Origin of the sequence: Actinoplanes sp. NPDC020271 (genome assembly GCF_044388125.1) — a bacterium.
Lineage (GTDB): Bacteria > Actinomycetota > Actinomycetes > Mycobacteriales > Micromonosporaceae > Actinoplanes.
This window is the reverse complement of sequence record NZ_JBIRWQ010000022.1, coordinates 113,803-131,387: the sequence shown is the minus strand read 5'-3', so window position 1 is coordinate 131,387 and position 17,585 is coordinate 113,803. Positions and strand designations below refer to the sequence as shown.

20 protein-coding genes are annotated in these 17,585 nt (G+C 69.5%); 16 read left to right on the top strand and 4 right to left on the bottom strand.

The annotated features are described in order from the left end of the window. The first annotated feature begins 53 nt into the window (after positions 1–53). The 3 genes from ACH442_RS35760 (at position 54) to ACH442_RS35750 (ending at position 1,914) form a co-directional block, all read left to right on the top strand. Positions 54–557 carry a SigE family RNA polymerase sigma factor gene (locus ACH442_RS35760; RefSeq protein ID WP_396342494.1) on the top strand — a complete coding sequence of 168 codons (504 nt, stop codon included), beginning with the start codon at positions 54–56 and terminating at the stop codon, positions 555–557. Further along, positions 554–1,324 carry a hypothetical protein gene (locus ACH442_RS35755; protein WP_396342493.1) on the top strand — a complete coding sequence of 257 codons (771 nt, stop codon included), beginning with the start codon at positions 554–556 and terminating at the stop codon, positions 1,322–1,324. Before ACH442_RS35760 ends, ACH442_RS35755 begins: the two co-directional genes overlap by 4 nt. 86 nt (positions 1,325–1,410) lie before the next feature. Further along, a complete protein-coding gene (locus ACH442_RS35750; protein WP_396342491.1) occupies positions 1,411–1,914 on the top strand; it encodes a GNAT family N-acetyltransferase in 504 nt (167 codons plus the stop codon). Here the strand turns inward: ACH442_RS35750 and ACH442_RS35745 are convergent. Continuing rightward, a complete protein-coding gene (locus ACH442_RS35745; RefSeq protein ID WP_396342490.1) occupies positions 1,888–2,214 on the bottom strand; it encodes an STAS domain-containing protein in 327 nt (108 codons plus the stop codon). The genes ACH442_RS35750 and ACH442_RS35745 overlap by 27 nt on opposite strands. Before the next feature lie 123 nt (positions 2,215–2,337). Between ACH442_RS35745 and hemL the strand changes: the two genes are divergently transcribed. From hemL to ccsB, 6 genes are all read left to right on the top strand, one after another. Next, positions 2,338–3,684: a glutamate-1-semialdehyde 2,1-aminomutase gene (gene hemL, locus ACH442_RS35740; protein WP_396342489.1), complete on the top strand. Its 1,347-nt coding sequence runs from the start codon at positions 2,338–2,340 to the stop codon at positions 3,682–3,684. 73 nt (positions 3,685–3,757) lie between these two features. Then, positions 3,758–4,414, top strand: a complete 657-nt coding sequence (locus ACH442_RS35735; RefSeq protein WP_396342488.1) for a histidine phosphatase family protein — start codon at positions 3,758–3,760, stop codon at positions 4,412–4,414. Between the two features lies 1 nt (position 4,415). Then, positions 4,416–4,973: a TlpA family protein disulfide reductase gene (locus tag ACH442_RS35730; protein WP_396342487.1), complete on the top strand. Its 558-nt coding sequence runs from the start codon at positions 4,416–4,418 to the stop codon at positions 4,971–4,973. Beyond that, positions 4,973–5,773, top strand: coding sequence for a cytochrome c biogenesis CcdA family protein (locus ACH442_RS35725; RefSeq protein WP_396342486.1), 801 nt, complete (start codon positions 4,973–4,975; stop codon positions 5,771–5,773). The genes ACH442_RS35730 and ACH442_RS35725 overlap by 1 nt, the downstream gene beginning before the upstream one ends. Further along, positions 5,770–7,377: a cytochrome c biogenesis protein ResB gene (locus ACH442_RS35720; protein WP_396342485.1), complete on the top strand. Its 1,608-nt coding sequence runs from the start codon at positions 5,770–5,772 to the stop codon at positions 7,375–7,377. The genes ACH442_RS35725 and ACH442_RS35720 overlap by 4 nt, the downstream gene beginning before the upstream one ends. Next, positions 7,377–8,333: a c-type cytochrome biogenesis protein CcsB gene (gene ccsB, locus ACH442_RS35715; protein WP_396342484.1), complete on the top strand. Its 957-nt coding sequence runs from the start codon at positions 7,377–7,379 to the stop codon at positions 8,331–8,333. Before ACH442_RS35720 ends, ccsB begins: the two co-directional genes overlap by 1 nt. A 153-nt stretch (positions 8,334–8,486) precedes the next feature. Here the strand turns inward: ccsB and ACH442_RS35710 are convergent, their stop codons facing one another. Beyond that, positions 8,487–9,350, bottom strand: a complete 864-nt coding sequence (locus ACH442_RS35710; RefSeq protein ID WP_396342483.1) for a hypothetical protein — start codon at positions 9,348–9,350, stop codon at positions 8,487–8,489. A 79-nt stretch (positions 9,351–9,429) separates the two neighbouring features. Here ACH442_RS35710 and ACH442_RS35705 point away from each other — a divergent pair, with 79 nt between their 5' ends. Genes ACH442_RS35705 through ACH442_RS35685 form a run of 5 tightly spaced genes read left to right on the top strand, consistent with a single transcriptional unit; the run spans position 9,430 to position 13,936 of the window. After that, positions 9,430–10,890, top strand: coding sequence for a menaquinone biosynthesis decarboxylase (locus tag ACH442_RS35705; protein ID WP_396342482.1), 1,461 nt, complete (start codon positions 9,430–9,432; stop codon positions 10,888–10,890). After that, the gene (mqnP, locus tag ACH442_RS35700; protein ID WP_396342481.1) at positions 10,887–11,777 is read left to right on the top strand and encodes a menaquinone biosynthesis prenyltransferase MqnP; all 891 of its coding nucleotides are present in this window, start codon (positions 10,887–10,889) and stop codon (positions 11,775–11,777) included. Before ACH442_RS35705 ends, mqnP begins: the two co-directional genes overlap by 4 nt. 31 nt (positions 11,778–11,808) lie before the next feature. Further along, complete coding sequence (locus ACH442_RS35695; RefSeq protein ID WP_396342480.1) at positions 11,809–12,318, top strand: SigE family RNA polymerase sigma factor; 510 nt, start codon at positions 11,809–11,811, stop codon at positions 12,316–12,318. After that, positions 12,302–13,306, top strand: coding sequence for a hypothetical protein (locus tag ACH442_RS35690; RefSeq protein ID WP_396342479.1), 1,005 nt, complete (start codon positions 12,302–12,304; stop codon positions 13,304–13,306). The genes ACH442_RS35695 and ACH442_RS35690 overlap by 17 nt, the downstream gene beginning before the upstream one ends. A gap of 12 nt (positions 13,307–13,318) precedes the next feature. After that, positions 13,319–13,936 carry a UbiX family flavin prenyltransferase gene (locus ACH442_RS35685; RefSeq protein WP_396342478.1) on the top strand — a complete coding sequence of 206 codons (618 nt, stop codon included), beginning with the start codon at positions 13,319–13,321 and terminating at the stop codon, positions 13,934–13,936. Here ACH442_RS35685 and ACH442_RS35680 read toward each other — a convergent pair. Further along, a complete protein-coding gene (locus ACH442_RS35680) occupies positions 13,933–14,208 on the bottom strand; it encodes a BldC family transcriptional regulator (protein ID WP_185038736.1) in 276 nt (91 codons plus the stop codon). The genes ACH442_RS35685 and ACH442_RS35680 overlap by 4 nt on opposite strands. A gap of 213 nt (positions 14,209–14,421) precedes the next feature. Between ACH442_RS35680 and ACH442_RS35675 the strand changes: the two genes are divergently transcribed. Both ACH442_RS35675 and ACH442_RS35670 read left to right on the top strand, forming a co-directional pair. Further along, entirely contained in the window at positions 14,422–14,871 is a 450-nt protein-coding gene (locus ACH442_RS35675) for an Lrp/AsnC family transcriptional regulator (RefSeq protein ID WP_396342477.1), read from the top strand. Positions 14,872–15,582: 711 nt separating this feature from the next. Beyond that, positions 15,583–16,815, top strand: a complete 1,233-nt coding sequence (locus ACH442_RS35670) for a hypothetical protein (protein WP_396342476.1) — start codon at positions 15,583–15,585, stop codon at positions 16,813–16,815. On the opposite strand, the gene ACH442_RS35665 is transcribed toward ACH442_RS35670, so the two are convergent. Then, positions 16,790–17,443: a putative glycolipid-binding domain-containing protein gene (locus ACH442_RS35665; protein ID WP_396342475.1), complete on the bottom strand. Its 654-nt coding sequence runs from the start codon at positions 17,441–17,443 to the stop codon at positions 16,790–16,792. The two genes, ACH442_RS35670 and ACH442_RS35665, sit on opposite strands and share 26 nt — an antisense overlap. Positions 17,444–17,585 lie beyond the last annotated feature (142 nt).

Genomic DNA, 17,585 nt, shown 5'->3' with positions numbered 1-17,585 from the left:
GTGGCCGCCGGGTGCCAGCCCGGCGGCCACACACCCCGATTTGAAGGGTCCCGATGCGCGACGCCGCATTCCACGCGTACTTCGAGCGGCACTACGACTCGTTGTCGCGGCTTGCGTACCTGATGATCGGGGACGCGTCGGCCGCCGACGACCTGGCGGCCGACGCGATGACCGAGGTGTGGCGGCACTGGGACCGGGTCCAGGCCGCGGACGACCCCGCGGCGTACGGGCATGGGATCTTGATGAATCTCGCCCGGAACTGGATCCGCAGACGCAGCCGGGAACGCCTGTTCTCGCTGGAGGTCCTGAAACGGGCCCCGGAGTCGGACGTCCCGGCCGTCCTGGACGTGCGCCGGGCTCTGGCCCGGCTGCCGCACCGGCGGCGGGCCTGCGTGGTTCTGCGGTACGCGTTCGACATGTCCGAGCGCGAGGTCGCCACGACCCTCGGGATCTCCGAGGGTGCGGTGAAGAGCGCGACCTCGCGCGGAGCGAAACAACTGGCCGAGATGCTCGGCGGCAGTCTGGCCCGGATCAACGGATGGGAGGCGGCGGCGTGATGCTCACCGACGACGAGCTGCGCGCGGTGCTGCGCGCCGAGGCGGCGGCCCACCAGCCCGACCGCGCCGTGATCCTGAACCGGGTCACCAGGAGCGCGATGCGGACCGAGGCGGCGCGGCGACGCGCGCCCCGGGTCCGGATCGCCGGAGCGGCGGCGGCCGTGGCCGCCGTCATCGGGGGCGGCGGCTTCGCCCAATGGGCACTGGCCGGCGGAACGGGATCCAGCCGGCCGACGCCGCCGCCCCCACCCGTCACCACCACGGTGACCACCCCGGCCACCCCGCAGCCTTCGGCGAGCTCCTCGCCGAAGCCCAGCCGGACCAGCTCGTCGCCGAAATCACACCGGTCCCCGTCCGCGCCGCCGTCCTCCGCCGCGCCGGCCGGGACGTCGCCGCTGTGGGCCGACGGGTCGGTCGACGTCGGCGGGAAGACGCAGGCCAGCAGCGTGGTGACGATCAAGACGAGCGAGTCGCTGACCGCGCTGGACGTGACGATCCGGCTGGCCGAGACGGCCGAGCTGACCTCCCGGGGCGGCAGCCAGCAGGTGCCGGGCGCGAGCGTCAACAGCAGCGTCACCGAGGAGGCGGGCGTGCTGGTCTACCACTTCACGCTGTCGTCGGGGGACACGATCGCGCCGGGGACGTACACGTTCTTCGCGCGTTACACCTACGCCTCGGGCGGCCGGGATGCCGGTGCGGACACCTACGCCGTGTCCGCGACCAGTGGATCCGGGGCCGCGCTGACGGCCGGCGGCGCTTTCGGCTGAGCTTCCGGCTGAGCTTTTGGCTGAGCGCAGCCGCGGTTGTCCACAGGGGAAAACCGGCTCCCAGGCTGGTGTGACAGCATCGGGGCATGCCCGACCTGACGTTGCGGGAGATGCCCGCGAGCGACTTCGACGAGTGGTATGACGCCGCGGTCCGTGGCTATGCCGATCTTCAGACCTCGGCCGGCGTGTGGCGGGCCGAGGAGGCGCTGCGGCTCTCCGCCGAGAAGCACGAGAGCCTGCTGCCGGCGGGCCGGGCCACCCCGGAGACGATCCTCCTGCAGGGCCTGCGCCCGGACGGCGCGGTGGTCGGCACGCTGTGGATCAGCCTCGTGCACCCGCGCGGCGTCGCCGACTGCGCTTACCTGTTCGACATCGAGGTCGTCGAGGAGCATCGCTCCGCCGGTTACGGCCGGGCCCTGCTCACGGCGGCCGAGGGCGTGGTCCGCGACCGCGGGATCAGCGCGCTGGAGCTCAACGTCCACGGGGACAACACCCGCGCGATCAACCTCTACGCGTCTTCCGGATATCGGCTGGTGACCCAGCAGATGCGCAAGGACCTCGGCTCAGGGCGTGGTGATCATGAGGGCTGACCTCAGCCCGGTGATGTCCAGCACCCGCATCAGGAAGTCACCCACGTTGGCCAGCGCCAGCACCGACTGGTTGTGCTGGGCCTTGCGGCTGAGCACCACCAGCGTGCCGAGGCCCTGCGAGTCGCAGAACGTGACACCCGCCATGTCCAGCACGATCCGCGTCGGCGGGTCAGCCGCGAGGACGTCATTGACGAGGGTGGACAACTCCGTGACCGTGAGCACGTCGATCTCCCCGGCGAGCAGCATGGTCATCTCGTCCGGGGCGGTCTGAACCGTGATGGACAGCTCGGCTCGCTCCACGCGGCCAGCCTATCCTCTTGAGGGCGAATCGGCCCGTCCGGCGCGGTCGAACCGGGCCGATCCGGACATCATCCGGTGATGTGAACAACCCTCTCAACATAGGCGACCGTGCCCGCTGACAGAATGGGAACCGCTGTGACCACGACATATCCCACCGCGGATCTTCCGTACCCGGAGGACGCCCCGGTTTCCCAGGCCCTGTTCGACCGCGCCCAGGCCATCGTCCCGGGCGGGGTCAATTCACCTGTGCGGGCGTTCCGCGCGGTCGGCGGCACGCCCCGGTTCATGGCCCAGGGCAGCGGAGCGTGGCTCACCGACGTCGACGGCCGGCGGTATGTGGATCTCGTCTGCTCCTGGGGTCCGCTGATCCACGGTCACGCCCACCCGGCGATCGTCGAGGCGGTGCAGACCGCGGCGGCGCTCGGCACCAGCTTCGGCACGCCCACCGCGGGCGAGGTCGACCTGGCCGAGGAGATCGTCCGGCGCACGGCCGTCGACGAGGTGCGGCTGGTCAACTCCGGCACCGAGGCGACGATGACCGCGATCCGGCTGGCCCGGGGCTACACCGGCCGGTCGAAAGTGGTGAAGTTCGCCGGCTGCTATCACGGCCATGTGGACGCGCTGCTGGCCGCGGCCGGTTCCGGCGTCGCGACGCTCGGCCTGCCCGACTCACCCGGGGTCACCGGCGCGGCGGCGTCCGAGACGATCGTCCTGCCCTACAACGACGTCGACGCGGTGACCGCGGCCTTCGCGAAGGACGGCGGCGAGATTGCGGCGATCATCACCGAGGCCGCGCCGGGCAACATGGGCGTGGTCGCCCCGCGCGACGGCTTCAACCAGAAACTTGCCGAGATCGCCCACGCGCACGGCGCGCTGCTGATCGTGGACGAGGTGATGACCGGCTTCCGGGTCTCCGCCGGTGGCTGGGCCGGGCTGCACCCGGTCGACGCCGACCTGTTCACCTTCGGCAAGGTGATGGGTGGCGGGCTGCCCGCGGCGGCGTTCGGCGGCCGGCGGGAGATCATGTCCCGCCTCGCCCCGGCCGGCCCGGTCTACCAGGCCGGCACGCTCTCCGGGAACCCGCTGGCGTGTGCGGCCGGCCTGGCCTCGCTGCGGCTGGCCGACGCGGACGTCTACAAGCGCCTCGACCAGACCGCGAGCACGATCGGCGAGCTTGCCGTGGCGGAACTCGAGCGTGCCGGCGTCCCGCACCGGATCTCGTACGCGGGAAACATGTTCTCGATCTTCTTCACCGAGAACCAGGTGGTCGATTACGACTCGGCGAAGACGCAGGATGCGGCCGCTTTCAAGGCGTTCTTCCACTCGATGCTGGCGCACGGGGTCTACCTGCCGCCGAGCGCTTTCGAGTCGTGGTTCGTGTCCACCGCGATCGACGACACGGCATTGGAGCAGATCGCGTCCGCGCTGAAGCACGCCGCGCGGGCCGCCGCGGCCGGGAGCCGGGCGTGAGCGACCGAAGGGAGCTCACCATGGGGCTCAGTTCTCACATCCATGACGGTGTGGAGCGAAGCGGAGCAACGGCATGAATGAGTTGACGAAGACCACGGTGCACGTGTTCAGGCACGGCGAGGTCTTCAACCCCACCAAGATCCTGTACGGGCGCCTGCCCGACTTCCACCTCTCCGAGCTGGGTCACCAGATGGCGAAAGCCGCTGCTCAGGCCCTCTCCGGGCGGGACGTCACGCACGTCGTGGCGAGCCCGCTGGAGCGTGCGCAGGAGACCGCCGCCCCGATCGCCGGCGAATTCAAGCTCGACATCGCCAGTGACGTGCGGCTGATCGAGAGCGCGAACTTCTTCGAGGGCAAGAAGGTGTCGGTCGGCGACGGCGCGTTCAGCAACCCGCGGAACTGGTGGGTGCTGCGCGACCCGATCACCCCGTCCTGGGGCGAGCCGTACCTGGTGATCGCCCAGCGCATGTTCGAGGCGCTCCAGGCGGCCCGGGTCGCGGCCGAGGGGCACGAGGCGGTCTGCGTCTCCCACCAGCTGCCGATCTGGACACTCCGGCGGTATGTCGAGGGCAAGCGCCTGTGGCACGATCCGCGTAAGCGGCAGTGCGGGCTGGCCAGCCTGACCTCGTTCCGCTTCGAGGGGTCCAAGGTGGTCGGCATCGACTACACCGAGCCGGCCGCGCACCTGGTCGCGCTCTCCGCCACCGCCAAGACCGCCAAGGGAGCCTGACGTGCGCCGTCTCCTCGCTGCCGCCCTGGCCGCCACCGCCACTGCCGGCGCCCTGGCCGGTTGCGGTGGCGGGGAGAACTGGGCGAAGAACTGCACCACCACCAACGGTGTCGTCGAGTGCGACGTGGCCGATCGCCCGCAGGTCGGCGCGGTCACCGGCGAGCTGCTGGACGGCGGCTCCTACGACGTGGCGAACGACCGCGGCAAGGTGGTGGTCGTCAACTTCTGGGGTTCCTGGTGCGCTCCGTGCCGCGCCGAGGCCGCTGACCTGGAGAAAACGTACCAGGCCACGCAGTCGAGGAACGTGACGTTCCTCGGCATCAACACGCGCGACGACAAGGATTCGGCGAAGGCGTTCGAGAAGGGCCGGGTCACGTACCCGAGCATCTACGACGTCGACGGTGACGTCGGGCTGAAGTTCGACGTGACGCAGACCAGCACTCCCGCGACCCTGATCCTGGACCGCCAGGGCCGGATCGCGGTCGCGCTGCGCCGCTCGACCACCACCGCCGAGCTGCAACCCCTGGTGGAACGGGTGGCGGCGGAGGCGAACGGCTGATGGGCGCCACCTTCCACGACGCCGCGATCAGCGCCCCGCTGTTGCTGGCGATCGGTGCCGCCCTGATCGCCGGCCTGGTCAGCATCCTCTCGCCGTGCGTGTTGCCGCTGGTCCCGGGCTACATCGCCTACGTGACCGGCCTGGCCGGCTCGGACCTGGAAGCCGTGGTCGGCAGTTCGGGGCCGCCCACGACCACGAAGACCCGCACGGTGACGCTGAAGAGTCGCGTCCTGGCCGGCAGCCTGCTCTTCGTGCTCGGCTTCTCGGTCGTGTTCTCGCTGGTGGTCACGCTGGTGGCCAACGTCGCGTTCACCCTGCAGACCAACCGGGACACGCTGAACCTGGTCCTCGGCATCCTGATCATCCTGCTCGGCGTGATCTACCTGGGCTGGATCCCGGGGCTGCAGGGGGAGGCCCGGATCAGCAAGCTGCCGTCGGCCGGCCTGCTCGGCGCTCCGGTCTTCGGCGCGATCTTCGCGGTCTCCTGGCTGCCCTGCACCGGCCCGACCCTGGGCGCGGTGATCGGCCTGGCCACCACGACCGGCAGCACCGACCGCGCGGTGATCCTGGCGCTCGCCTTCAGCCTCGGGCTGGGCGTGCCGTTCATCCTGTTCGGGCTCTTCTTCCGCAAGCTGATCGGCGTCTTCAAGGCGATCCGGCGCAACAGCAAGTGGGTCACCCGGGTCGGCGGCGTGCTGCTGATCGCGGTCGGGGTCACCCTGGTCAGCGGCCAGTGGCTGGTCTTCCTGGCCTGGCTGCAGACCGCGTTCCCCTTCTTCGGCGACGGGACGCTGCTGTGACGATCGTCGAGGACCGGCCGGAGACCGCCGAGGTGCCGCCGCCGCGCCGGGTGAACCCGGTCTGGGCCCTGCTGCGCAACTCGTGGCGGCAGCTGACCAGCATGCGTACCGCCCTGGTCCTGCTCTTCCTGCTGGCCGTCGCGGCGATCCCGGGGTCGTACTTCCCGCAGACCTCGGTGAACCGCGAGAAGGTCTCGCAGTACTACACCGCGCACCCGCAGCTCGCGCCGTGGGTGGACCGGCTCGGCGGCTTCGACGTGTTCGCGTCACCGTGGTTCGCGGCCATCTACCTGCTGCTGTTCACCTCGCTGATCGGTTGTGTGCTGCCCCGGCTGCGTGACCACGCCCGCGCGCTGCGCACCGTGCCGCCGGACGCTCCGAAACGCCTGGAGCGGCTCCCGCGGCACGCCCCGGCGCGAACCGGCCCGGAGTCGCCCGCCGACGCGGCGAACGCGCTGGCCAAGACGCTGCGCGGCAAGCTGTTCCGCACCCGGGTACGGGAACTGCCGGACGGCCGGTTCTCGGTCGCGGCCGAGAAGGGCTACCTCAAGGAGACCGGCAACCTGCTCTTCCACTTCGCCCTGCTGTCGGTGCTGATCGGGGTCGGGTTCGGGCACTGGTACGGCTGGCACGGCAACCGGATCCTGGTCGCCGGCGAGGACCAGGGCTTCTGCAACTCGATCACGCAGTACGACGACTCGGCGCTCGGCCCGCGCGTGACCGCCGCCGACCTGCCGAAGTTCTGCCTGCGGATGACCGACTTCGAGGCCACCTACCAGAGCACCGGCCAGCCCAAGTCGTTCATGGCGAACGTCGAGGTCAAGGAGGGCTCCGGGGCCTATCGGGCGGACAGTTTCACGGTCAACGACCCGCTGCGGCTGCACCACGCCAACGTGCACCTGATCGGCCAGGGCTACGCGCTGGAGCTGCGCTACACCGACCGGTACGGCGTCTCGCAGACCAAGGTCGTCCCGTTCCTGCCGACCGACGGCATGCAGACCAGCGAGGGCGTCGCCCAGTTCCCCGACGTCAACATCGACCCGAAGACCAACCGGCGCGACGATCAGTTGCAGGTCGGCTTCGAGGGCGTCTACCTGCCGACCGGCGGCACCGACGGCAGCGCGGTGTCGAAGTTCCCGGCCGAGAACAATCCGGTGCTCTACGTCGCCGCATACCGCGGGAACCTGGGGCTGGACGTCGGCCGGACCGGTTCGGTGTACGCCCTGGACCGCGGTCAGATCAGCAACGGCGAGCTGAAGAAGGTCAGCGGCGAGCGCCCCCAGGCGTTGAAGCCCGGCCAGTCCTGGACCCTGGACGACGGCACCAGGCTGGAGTTCGTCGGCACCCGCAAGTACGCGACGCTGTCCATCCGCTACGACCCCACCCAGTCGTTGCTGCTGGTCGGCGCGGTGCTCGGGCTGATCGGCCTGATGCTGTCGCTCTTCGTTCACCGTCGTCGCGTCTGGTTCGTGGTGTCCCCAGCCAACGATCAGGAAGCCGGGGGTAGCGTGATCGAAGCCGGTGGTTTGCCCCGCACCGACTATCCAGGGTTCGCGGCCGAGTTCGCCGCGCTCACCGGGCCTGCCGAGGAAGGAACGCCCTGATGGCGCAGTTGTCCAACCAGCTCATGGCGCTGACCGTGCTGGCCTATCTGGCCGCGATGGTCTGCTACGCGGGAGAGTATGCGTTCGGCAAGCGCAGCCACGTCGGCCGGGCCGCCGCCCGCCAGCTGGTCGGGGCCGGCGCCCCCGTGGAGGAGTCCGCGCCGGTCGTCGTCGCCCCGGCAAAACTGGGCCGCAGCGAATGGTCCGGCTGGATCGCCGCGGTGCTCAACGTCATCGCCCTCGTCCTGCACCTCGGCACCCTGGTCACGCGCGGGATCGCGGCCGACCGCATGCCGTGGGGCAACATGTATGAGTACATCCTCTCCGCCACCTTCGTCGGCTCGGCGGTCTGGGTCGGCGTGCTCCTGCGCCGTCCGGCTCTGCGGCACCTCGGCCTGTTCTCGTCGCTCGCCCTCGTGGTGCTGCTCGGCGCGGCCGCGCTGGTCGCCTACACCCCGGTCGGCCCGCTCGTCCCGGCCCTCCACTCGTACTGGTTCATCGTCCACGTCTCCAGCGTGATCATCTCGTCCGGCATCTTCCTGATCGGTGCGGTGCCGGCGCTGATGTTCCTGATCAAGAACGGTTACGACGAGGGCAAGCGCAGCTTCCCGTACACGCTCGGCAAGCGCGTCCCGACCCCGGCCGTGGTGCTGGAGCGGTTGACGTTCCGCCTGCACGCGTTCGCGTTCCCGCTGTTCACTTTCGGCGCGCTGATCGCCGGCCCGCTGTGGGCCGAGGCGTCCTGGGGCCGTTACTGGGGCTGGGACCCGAAGGAGGTCTGGGCGTTCATCTCCTGGATCGTCTACGCGGCCTACCTGCACGCGCGTGCGACGCCGAGCGTGAAGCGCACCGTGGCGACGTGGATCGCGCTGTTCGGCTTCGTGACGATGCTGATGAACCTGTTCGGCGTCAACCTCTTCTTCGAAGGCCTCCACAGCTACGCCAACGCCAAGTAACGACGTCAGCAGAGACCCGCCCACCGCGCCCATCGCCTGGTGCAGCAGTGACGTTCGCGGCCGGCGAGGTGTGTTCGTCGTGCTGTCGCCGGTCGGGTTCGCGAGGTGGGCGGCTGGACGCGGTAGCGGCTGGATACAGCGCCGGCCGGCCGGTCAGGTGGTGCAATCGCCGGCGTTCCAGGTGTCGTAGCGGGTGACCCAGTTGAGGCAGTAGTCACCGCTGCGCTGCTGCTGGCCCGGAGCGACCCCGGTCAGCGTGCTCACGTCCTCCCGCCAGAACCGCGCCGGCCCACCGCCCGGCGGCCGCAGCTGAACGTTGTCGGCCTTCACCGGCGGCACGTCGATCCGGCCGGGCTGTTTCGCGTCGGCGTGCACCTCGACGTACTGCTCGACGGACGCGCTGCTCCCGATCGGCAGTTTCTGCGCGGTCAGCAGGTTCCACCGGTTGTTCCACCACAGCCACGCCTGCCACACCCCGCCCGAGTCGGTGTGCAGGTCCAGCCAGACGGTGTCCCCGGCCTTGATCGGGTACTGGTCGTAGAACTGCCACGCCTTGGTGTTGGTGTTGTAGGTGTAGACGCGCGGCTGCCCCGGGGACCGCCACCCCGTTTCCGCCCATCCGGCTTCCAGCCAGGCGATGTTCCCCTTGCCCAGATCCCGTTTCACCATGAACCGGCTGGCGACGAAGTCGTAGGTCCCGGCCCGTACCGTGCCGTCCACCACGGAGAACCGCCCGGACACCCCACCCCATTCGCCGGCCGTGCCCGCTCCGAGGTGGTGGTAGCCGCTGGGCGTGAAACCGGGGGCCTGCGACAGCCGTACCGCGGACTCGGTGAGAGCGACCCGGCAGGCACCCGGCGCCGATGGGGATGCCGGCGCCGGAGGCGGCCGGTCCGAGGCCGGACCGGTGGTGCAGAGCGGCAGCCGGGCGGGCGCGGAGTCGGCGGGGGCGGTGACGGCCAGCGCCGCCAGCAGACCACCCAGCGCGAAATACCGGGCCGTTCTGCGGGGAGTCACGACCCCTCAACGCGAATCGCAGATCACGAGTGACGGCCCCGGCACGCTTGCTCGCCGGTGCGGTGCCAGACTGGTGCGCATGGCGTCTCGTGGGTTTCCCTATGCCGATCTGCAGAGCTTCCTCGCCGCCCTTGAGCAGGCCGGTGAGCTGCGCCGGGTCACCGTTCCGGTGGATCCGACGCTGGAGATCAGCGAGATCGTGACCCGGACGGTGCGGGCCGGCGGCCCGGCGCTGCTGTTCGAGAAGCCGACCCGCGGCGAGATGCCGGTGGCGATCAACCTGTTCGGCACCGAGAAGCGTATGGCGATGGCGCTGGGCGTGGAGACGCTCGACGAGATCGGCGACCGGATCGGTGCGCTGGCCAAGCCGGAGTTGCCGGTCGGCTGGTCCGGGATCCGCGAGGGCATCGCGAAGGTGTTGCAGCTCAAGTCGGTGCCGCCGAAGAAGGTGAAGGTCGCGCCGTGTCAGGAGATCGTGCTCAAGGGCGACCAGGTCGACCTCAACAAGCTGCCCGGGCTGCAGGTGTGGCCCGGTGACGGCGGGATCTTCCACAACTTCGGGCTGACCCACACCAAGCACCCGGAGACCGGGAAGCGCAACCTGGGGCTCTACCGGTTGCAGCAGCACTCGAAGAACACGCTCGGCATGCACTGGCAGATCCACAAGGACTCGACCGCCCATCACGCGGTTGCCGAGCGGCTCGGGCAGCGCCTGCCGGTGGCGATCGCGATCGGCGCCGACCCGGTGGTCTGTTACGCGGCCAGCGCCCCGCTGCCCGGTGACATCGACGAGTACCTGTTCGCCGGTTTCCTGCGCGGCGAGCGGGTCGAGATGGTCGACTGCGTGACCGTGCCGCTGCAGGTCCCGGCGAACGCGCAGGTGATCCTGGAGGGCTATCTGGAGCCGGGCGAGCGGTTGCCGGAGGGCCCGTTCGGTGACCACACCGGTTATTACACGCCGGTCGAGCCGTTCCCGGTGCTGCACATCGAGTGCGTGACCATGCGCAAGGACCCGATCTACCACTCGATCGTCACGTCGCAGCCGCCGCAGGAGGATCACGGCCTCGGCAAGGCGACCGAGCGGATCTTCCTGCCGCTCGCCAAGATCCTAATCCCGGACATCGTCGACTACGACATGCCGGCCGCCGGTGTCTTCCACAACTGCCTGATCGTGTCGATCCGGAAGCGCTACCCGAAGCACGCGCAGAAGGTGATGAACGCCATCTGGGGCGCCCACCTGATGTCGCTGACCAAGCTGATCGTGGTGGTCGACGAGGACTGTGACGTTCATGACTACAACGAGGTCGCTTTCCGGGCGTTCGGAAACGTTGACTACGCGCGGGACCTGTTGCTGACCGAGGGCCCGGTGGATCATCTTGACCACGCGTCCTACCAGCAGTTCTGGGGTGGCAAGGCGGGAGTCGACGCCACCCGCAAGCTGCCGGCCGAGGGCTACACCCGCGGCTGGCCCGAGGAGATGGTGATGAGTCCGGAGGTCACGAGCCTGGTGGACAAGCGCTGGAAGGAATACGGCATATGACAGCGGCCGCCCCGGAGAAGCCCGGCAAGGTCAAGGCCTTCCTGCGGCTGGTCATGATCGAGCACTCGGTCTTCGCGCTGCCGTTCGCCTACCTGTCGGCGCTGGTCGCCATCGACCGGGACGGGACCGGACGGCACTGGGGTGACCTCGCGCTGGTCACGGTCGCGATGGTGTCCGGGCGGACGTTCGCGATGGCGGCGAACCGGATCCTCGACCGCAGGATCGACGCGCTGAACCCGCGGACGCAGAACCGGGAGCTCGTCACCGGCGCGGTGAGTGTCCGTACGGCCTGGACCGGCGCGATCGTCTCGCTGGTGATCCTGGTCGTGGCGGCCGCCCTGCTCAACCCGCTCTGCCTGGTGCTGTCGCCGCTCGCGGTGATCCCGCTGGTGATCTACCCGTACGCGAAGCGGTTCACCAATTTCCCGCACTACGTGCTCGCGCTCGCGCAGGCCGTCGCCCCGGTCGGCGCGTGGCTGGCGATCACCGGCACGTTCAGCGGCTCCGGCCCGGCCTGGGTGCTCGGCGTCGCGGTCGGCCTGTGGATCGGTGGCTTCGACATCATCTACGCCTGCCAGGACGTGGAGGTGGACCGCCGGATCGGGGTGCATTCCACCCCGGCCCGGTTCGGCGTCAAGAACGCGCTGATCATCTCCACCGTCACGCACGTCGTGTCGTTCGTGCTGTTCGTCACGTTCGGTCAGCTCGTCGGCCTGAGCTGGCTGTGGTGGGTCGGTCTCGCCATCACCGCGGCCGGTCTGATCTACCAGCACGTGGTGGTGACCGCCGATGATCTCTCCAAGGTCGGCCGGGCGTTCTTCACCGCGAACGGGTTCATCGCCATCGCGCTGTTCGTCTTCGCCCTCCTGGACCTGATCCTGCTGTAACCGAATCGACGATGACCTCCGTCCTATCCGCGTGAGCGATAGAGAGTCCGAGTTCCGGACGTTCGCCGCCGCGCGGATGGAGTCGCTGCGCGGACTGGCCTACCTGACGTGCGGCGACTGGCAAACAGCCGAGGACGCGGTGATGTCCGCGCTGTCGAAGCTCTACGTCAGGTGGAGCCGGGTCGAAAACCCGGAAGCCTATGCGCGTACGGCCGTGGTCCGCGCCGCCATCGACGAAACCCGCCGCCCGTGGTGGCGCCGCGAGCGGGCGCACGGCCACGCGCTGCCCGACCGTGTCGTCCCGGACGGCGCCCCGGTCGTCGACGAGCGCCTCCGGATGCGGGCAGCGCTGGGCCGTCTGCCCGCCAAGCAGCGCGCCGTGATCGTGCTGCGCTTCCTGGAGGGCCTCAGCGTCCAGCAGACCGCGTCCACCCTCAAGTTCCCCGAGGGAACCGTGAAGGTCTACACCGCGCGTGGCCTCGAAACGCTCCGGCAGATTCTCGGCACCGAGCTGGAGGCTTGTCATGAAGCAGCTGTCTGACCTGCTGTGGGAAGCGAAGGCTGACGCCCCGCCGCCCCGCTTCGATGTCGACGACGTGGTGGCCGCCGGTCGCCGCCGGAAACGCCGCCGATCCGCGACGTGGGCTGCGGCTGCCGCGGCTGTGCTGGTGACGGCCGGGGTAGCGCAGGTCGTGCCGCGGGGGCCGGCCGTCACCACGGCGGCCCCTTCGGTCGCGCCGTCCTCGACGGGGTCCTTTTATACATTTTTGTTCCGTGGTTACCGGGCCGGGGACTTCGTGGTGGACGATCCCAGCCAGCTCGACTTGGGGGCCAGCACGTCCTATGTGCGGAAGACCGGCTCCACCGAGGTCGTGGCCAATGTCATCGTCTACCCGCCTGGGGTCGTTCCACTCGGCATGGGAACGCCGGGGAAGGACAAGGGGACCGTCAACGCCGAGCCGATCAACGGCCGCCGGGCCTACTACCAGGGTCCGCAGCTCTTCTGGGAGTACGCCGACAACGCTTTCGCGGACGTGGTCGGGCTCAAGCCGTCTCGAGCGGACCTCCGGGCGATTGCCGAGGCTTTTGTCCCTGGTCAGGGACAGCCCGGACGGGTCGCGGCGAGGGTCGGCTACTTCCCGGCCGGGTTCCGGTTGATCTCGATCAACGGGTCGACCGAGAGCTTCTCGATGAACTTCCTGCCCACGTCGACGACCTCGAAGCTGATGGCCGGCCCGGATCGGAACGTCGAGGTCGGCCTGCTCAGCGAATTGCTCCAGATCAGGATTGCCGAACCTGTCCGCGGACGCGCGATTCCTGACGTACTGACCTGCGACGCCCGTGAGAAGACCTGCGCGGTCTCGGCCGGTGGGGGTAAACAGCTGACCGTGAGCGGCGGCGAGATCCCACTGTCCGAGGTCAGGAAGATCGCCGAGAGCATCGCGCCGGCCGACCTGACCGATGTCGGGAGCTGGCCCACGGTGGGTGAGGCGTTGCCCACGTCGGCCCTGCTCACCGAAACCAGGTAGCACACTGGAAGCATGCGCGAACCGTGGATCATCGGCGTCTCCGGAGCCTCCGGCACCCCGTACGCCAAGGCGGTGATCGGAGCCCTGCTGGACGCCGGTGAGTCCGTCGACCTGGTCGTCTCCAAGGCGGCCAGGTTGACGCTCCTGGACGAGACCGGCGCCACGATCCGCGACGCGCATTGGAAGGACGACGTCGCCACCTGGCTGGGCCGCGATCTGGGCGACCTGGCGTACTGGCCGGCCAACGACCTGGCGGCCGGCCCGAGCAGCGGCTCGTATCCGGCCCGTGGCATGGCCGTGGTTCCGGCGAGCACCGCGGCCTGCGCGGGGATCGCCATCGGCCTCTCGAAGGACCTGCTGCAGCGTGCTGCCGAGGTCAATCTGAAGGAGCGCCGCCGCACCGTCGTGGTGCCGCGGGAGACTCCGGTGACCCGCAGTCACCTGGAGCACCTGATCGCCCTGATCGATGGCGGTGCGGTGGTGCTGCCGGCCAGTCCCGGTTTCTACGGGTCCGGTGCAGACGCCACCGCACAGCAACTCATCGATTTCATTGCGGGCAAGGTGCTGGACTCGCTAGGGGTGGAACACACCCTGATGCGGCGATGGAGCGGACAAATCGGTGAGCGCTAGCGCAGACCGTTCGGCGGGCCGTAACCCGCACCCGGGTTGGTCGGGCCGCTGTTCCGCGGCTTGTTCGCCGCGTCGTCCTCGCGCATTTCCTCGATCACGCCGTCGCCCTCAAGAAGGGCCTTGACTTCGGATTCGCGGAATCGGCGGTGTCCACCCGGAGTACGGATGCTGCCGATACGGCCGGCTGCGGCCCAGCGCGTGACCGTTTTCGGATCGACGCGAAACAATGCGGCCACCTCGCCCGGTGTCAGCAGACGGTCTCCAGTGTCCACAACCCCCTCCTCGGTTCTGTTTTCTGGAGCGGCCGGTGGTCACACTGAGTGTCGGCATGCTCGATCGGGACGTAAAGCCATTAGAGCACCGCCCCTGAAGCAAGTCCGTGAAATGCGGAAAAAGCCCCGATTGCGACAACGATCATTATCCTGCCCCCCATTCGCCGCTACCGGGCGTGAGTACCGGCGAGCCACCCGATTAGGGTTTCAGGCATGGACTCCATCGACCTCCGGCTGATCGACCTGCTACGGGAGAACGCGCGCTCGTCGTACGCCGAACTGGCTCGCAAGGTCGGGCTCTCCGCCCCCGCGGTGCACGAACGTGTGGGTAAGCTCGAAGCCGCCGGCACCATCCGTGGCTACCGGGCCGACGTCGACCACGAGGCGGTCGGCCTCGGCGTCACGGCGTTGATCGGCATCGTCGAGGATTCCGGCGCCGACACCGACGACGTGCTCACCGCGGTCCGTGCCATGCCCGAGGTGGAGAGCTGCTACTTCATGGCCGGCGTCGAGTCGTACCAGCTGATCGTCCGGGTCGGCACGATCGCGGAGCTGGAGCAGCTGATCGTGCGGATCAACCGGACCCCCGGCGTCGCCTCGACCCGCACCGCGATCGCCCTCTCCACCAAGTGGGAAAATCGCCCCCAGCCCGGCGTCGCCTGAATGCAGATTCCGATTGGGTACGCCCACAGCGGTTCACTGCCCACGCCGCGTTCCGTGCCTGTCCCCCGCGGCGCCCGCTCTTGCCCCCGCGCCTCCCACCCCAACTGGCTTGAGGGGTCTCTCAGAGCCCTCGAAGCACCTCTGAGAACCAGCCGGAACCGGGAGTCGCGCTTCGACCGTGAGGCGGGATCGGCTCGCGGGCCCGGCCCGGGTCGAGCGTGCGAGCCGATCCGTGCCGCGTAGGTTCCGGTGAGGGCGGGCGTGGCTATCGCCGTACGGGAAAATGGGTTGAATTTGGGTGAAGCGGACCGAGCGCACGGCAGCGTCTAGGCCACATCGATGCGTCGTGATTAGATCCGGCGCGTGGAAGATCTTTCGCATCCGGAGCGCCCCGAGCCGTTGGCGCCTCCGGAGCACCCGGCGCCCTCCGGAAATCCCCACCCGGAGCACCCCGCCGCGCCGGGGTACCAGTACCCGGCGCCCCCTGGATATCCACATCCGGAGCACCCGGGCTTCCCGGCTGCCGTGTGGCACCCGAACCCGGGATACCCGGCGCCGATGGGGCACTCGAACCCCGACTGTCCGGCGGCTATGGGGTACCCGAATCCGAGCCGTCCGGCGCCGGCAGCGCACCCGGGCCCGGGATGGCCGCAGTTCGCCGGATATCCGGCACCGCCGCAACGGTCGCGCAAGCCCGCCCTCATCGCCGCCTTGATCGCGATCGTCCTGGCCGGCGCCGGCGCGGTCGTCTTCTGGCCGGCGAAGGACGACGCCGCGGTCGCGACCGCCACCCCTGAACCGTCCCGGCCGGCCACGCCGTTCGAGCTCGCCGCGCAACGCCTCGAACTGCAGGCGAAAGCCCTGCAGGACGGGGATGAGAAGGGCTGGCTGGCCCCGGTCGACCCGGCGAAGACGGTGCTGGTCACGCGGTACCGCGCGATCTTCCGCAACCTGCGCGCCCTGGAGATCACCCACGCCGAGTTCCACAGTGACAAGCTGGAGATCGTCCCGGGGCGGGTCGTGGTCCAGGCGGCGCTCGGCTACTGCCTCTCCGGCGTGACCTGCCCGGACTGGCACGGCAACTACGGCGAGGGGCCGGCCAAGGCCACGTACAAGCTGACGTTCCAGATCATCGGCGGTGTGTGGACGATCACCGGGCTGGACGACGCGACCGGGGTGAAGGACAACTACCTGCAGCCCGCGCCGTGGGACAACGCGACGCTGACCCTGGTCAAGGGCGAACGGGTGATCGTCGCCGGCCCGCGCGGCCAGGCCACGAAACTCAAGCAGGTGCTCACGATGGCCGAGAAGGCGGCCAGGGTCGTCGACAAGTACGCCGGTTACGTCGACAACCCGCAGAAGCGCTACCGCATCTACGTCGCCGACGAGAACGGCTGGAAGAGCTGGTACGGCGGGGTCAAGCAGGACTGGATCGTCGGTTACGAGATGCCGCTGAACTCGACCGGCGGTGACATCATCCTGCGCGCCAAGTCCAGCGCGAACTCCCGCCAGCTGGCCGTGACGATTCAGCACGAGCTGACGCACGTCGTCACGCTCGGCGGCGAGGACTGGGCGTCCGACAACGATCAGTGGCTGGTCGAGGGCATCGCGGAGTACGTCGGCGCGCTGCCACGGAAAGCGCCGGACACCGGCAACCGGGACGTGCTCGCCGAGGCGTTCAAGAAACGCGGCGCGCCGAAGACGATCGCGCTGCCGTCGCTGGCCGACAACGCCGACGACCTGACGGTCAACACGCTCTACGCGATGGGGCATTACGCGACGGCGTGCATGGCCGACAAGTTCGGCGAGCGCAAACTGTTCCAGTTCACGAACCTGGTGCTGCGTGAGGCGAAGAAGCCGGACGAGGCGTCCCGGACCGCTTACGGCAAACCGTTCGCGACCGTCGACAAGGCGTGTGTCAGCTGGATTCGGCAGCGGGTCTGACACCGGCCGCGACCCGCCGCGCCACCCCCGGGTACTCCACCACGAAGCCGTCGCCGTCGACGGTCAGATCGGCCGCGAACGTCTCGCTCGCATACCGCACCTGATCCCCGCCCAGCGGCGTGTAGATCTGGTCGGCCTGGACCACCTCCAGGCTCGGCACCAGCACCCAGGCCACGCTCAGCCGGTGCGACAGACCGATCTCGCCGTGCAGCAGGTCCAGCCGCCGGATCGGCAGCGTGTTCGTCAGCGGCGAGCAGCCCAGGTCCACGTCGAACGCGCCGAACAGCCGGTCCGGATCCTCGATCCCGGGCAGGCCGGCGCGAGCGTGCCCGGCGGCGGCCAGCGCCGCGTCGAGGTCACCCTGCTCGGAGGTGGTCACCCGCCAGCGGCCGGCGGCCATCTCGAGCCGCACCCCGCGCGCCCAGCCGGCGCCCTCGGTCCGCACGTCCAGCGAGACGCTGGCCCAGCCGGGATCGGTCTGGAGCTCATACCGGCAGGAGTAGATGACCGGCGTCGCCGCCAGCGCCACACCCTGCGCATACAGCCCGTTCTGTGCGTCGAGGCGCACATGCTCGCTGCCGGGGGCATCCCGGCGTTCCCAGAACAATCCCGTAGACAGCATGCCCATACGGGCAAGCTACCTGCGCGGCGCCGCTTTCGCTGCCGGTGGCGGCCGCGGCTCTCGCCGCGTTCAATTTTCTTCCCGTACGGCATGAGCCGCCCGCCCCCGAGCTACCGCCCGGATCCCGCTCGTGCGGCGCCTGTGGACA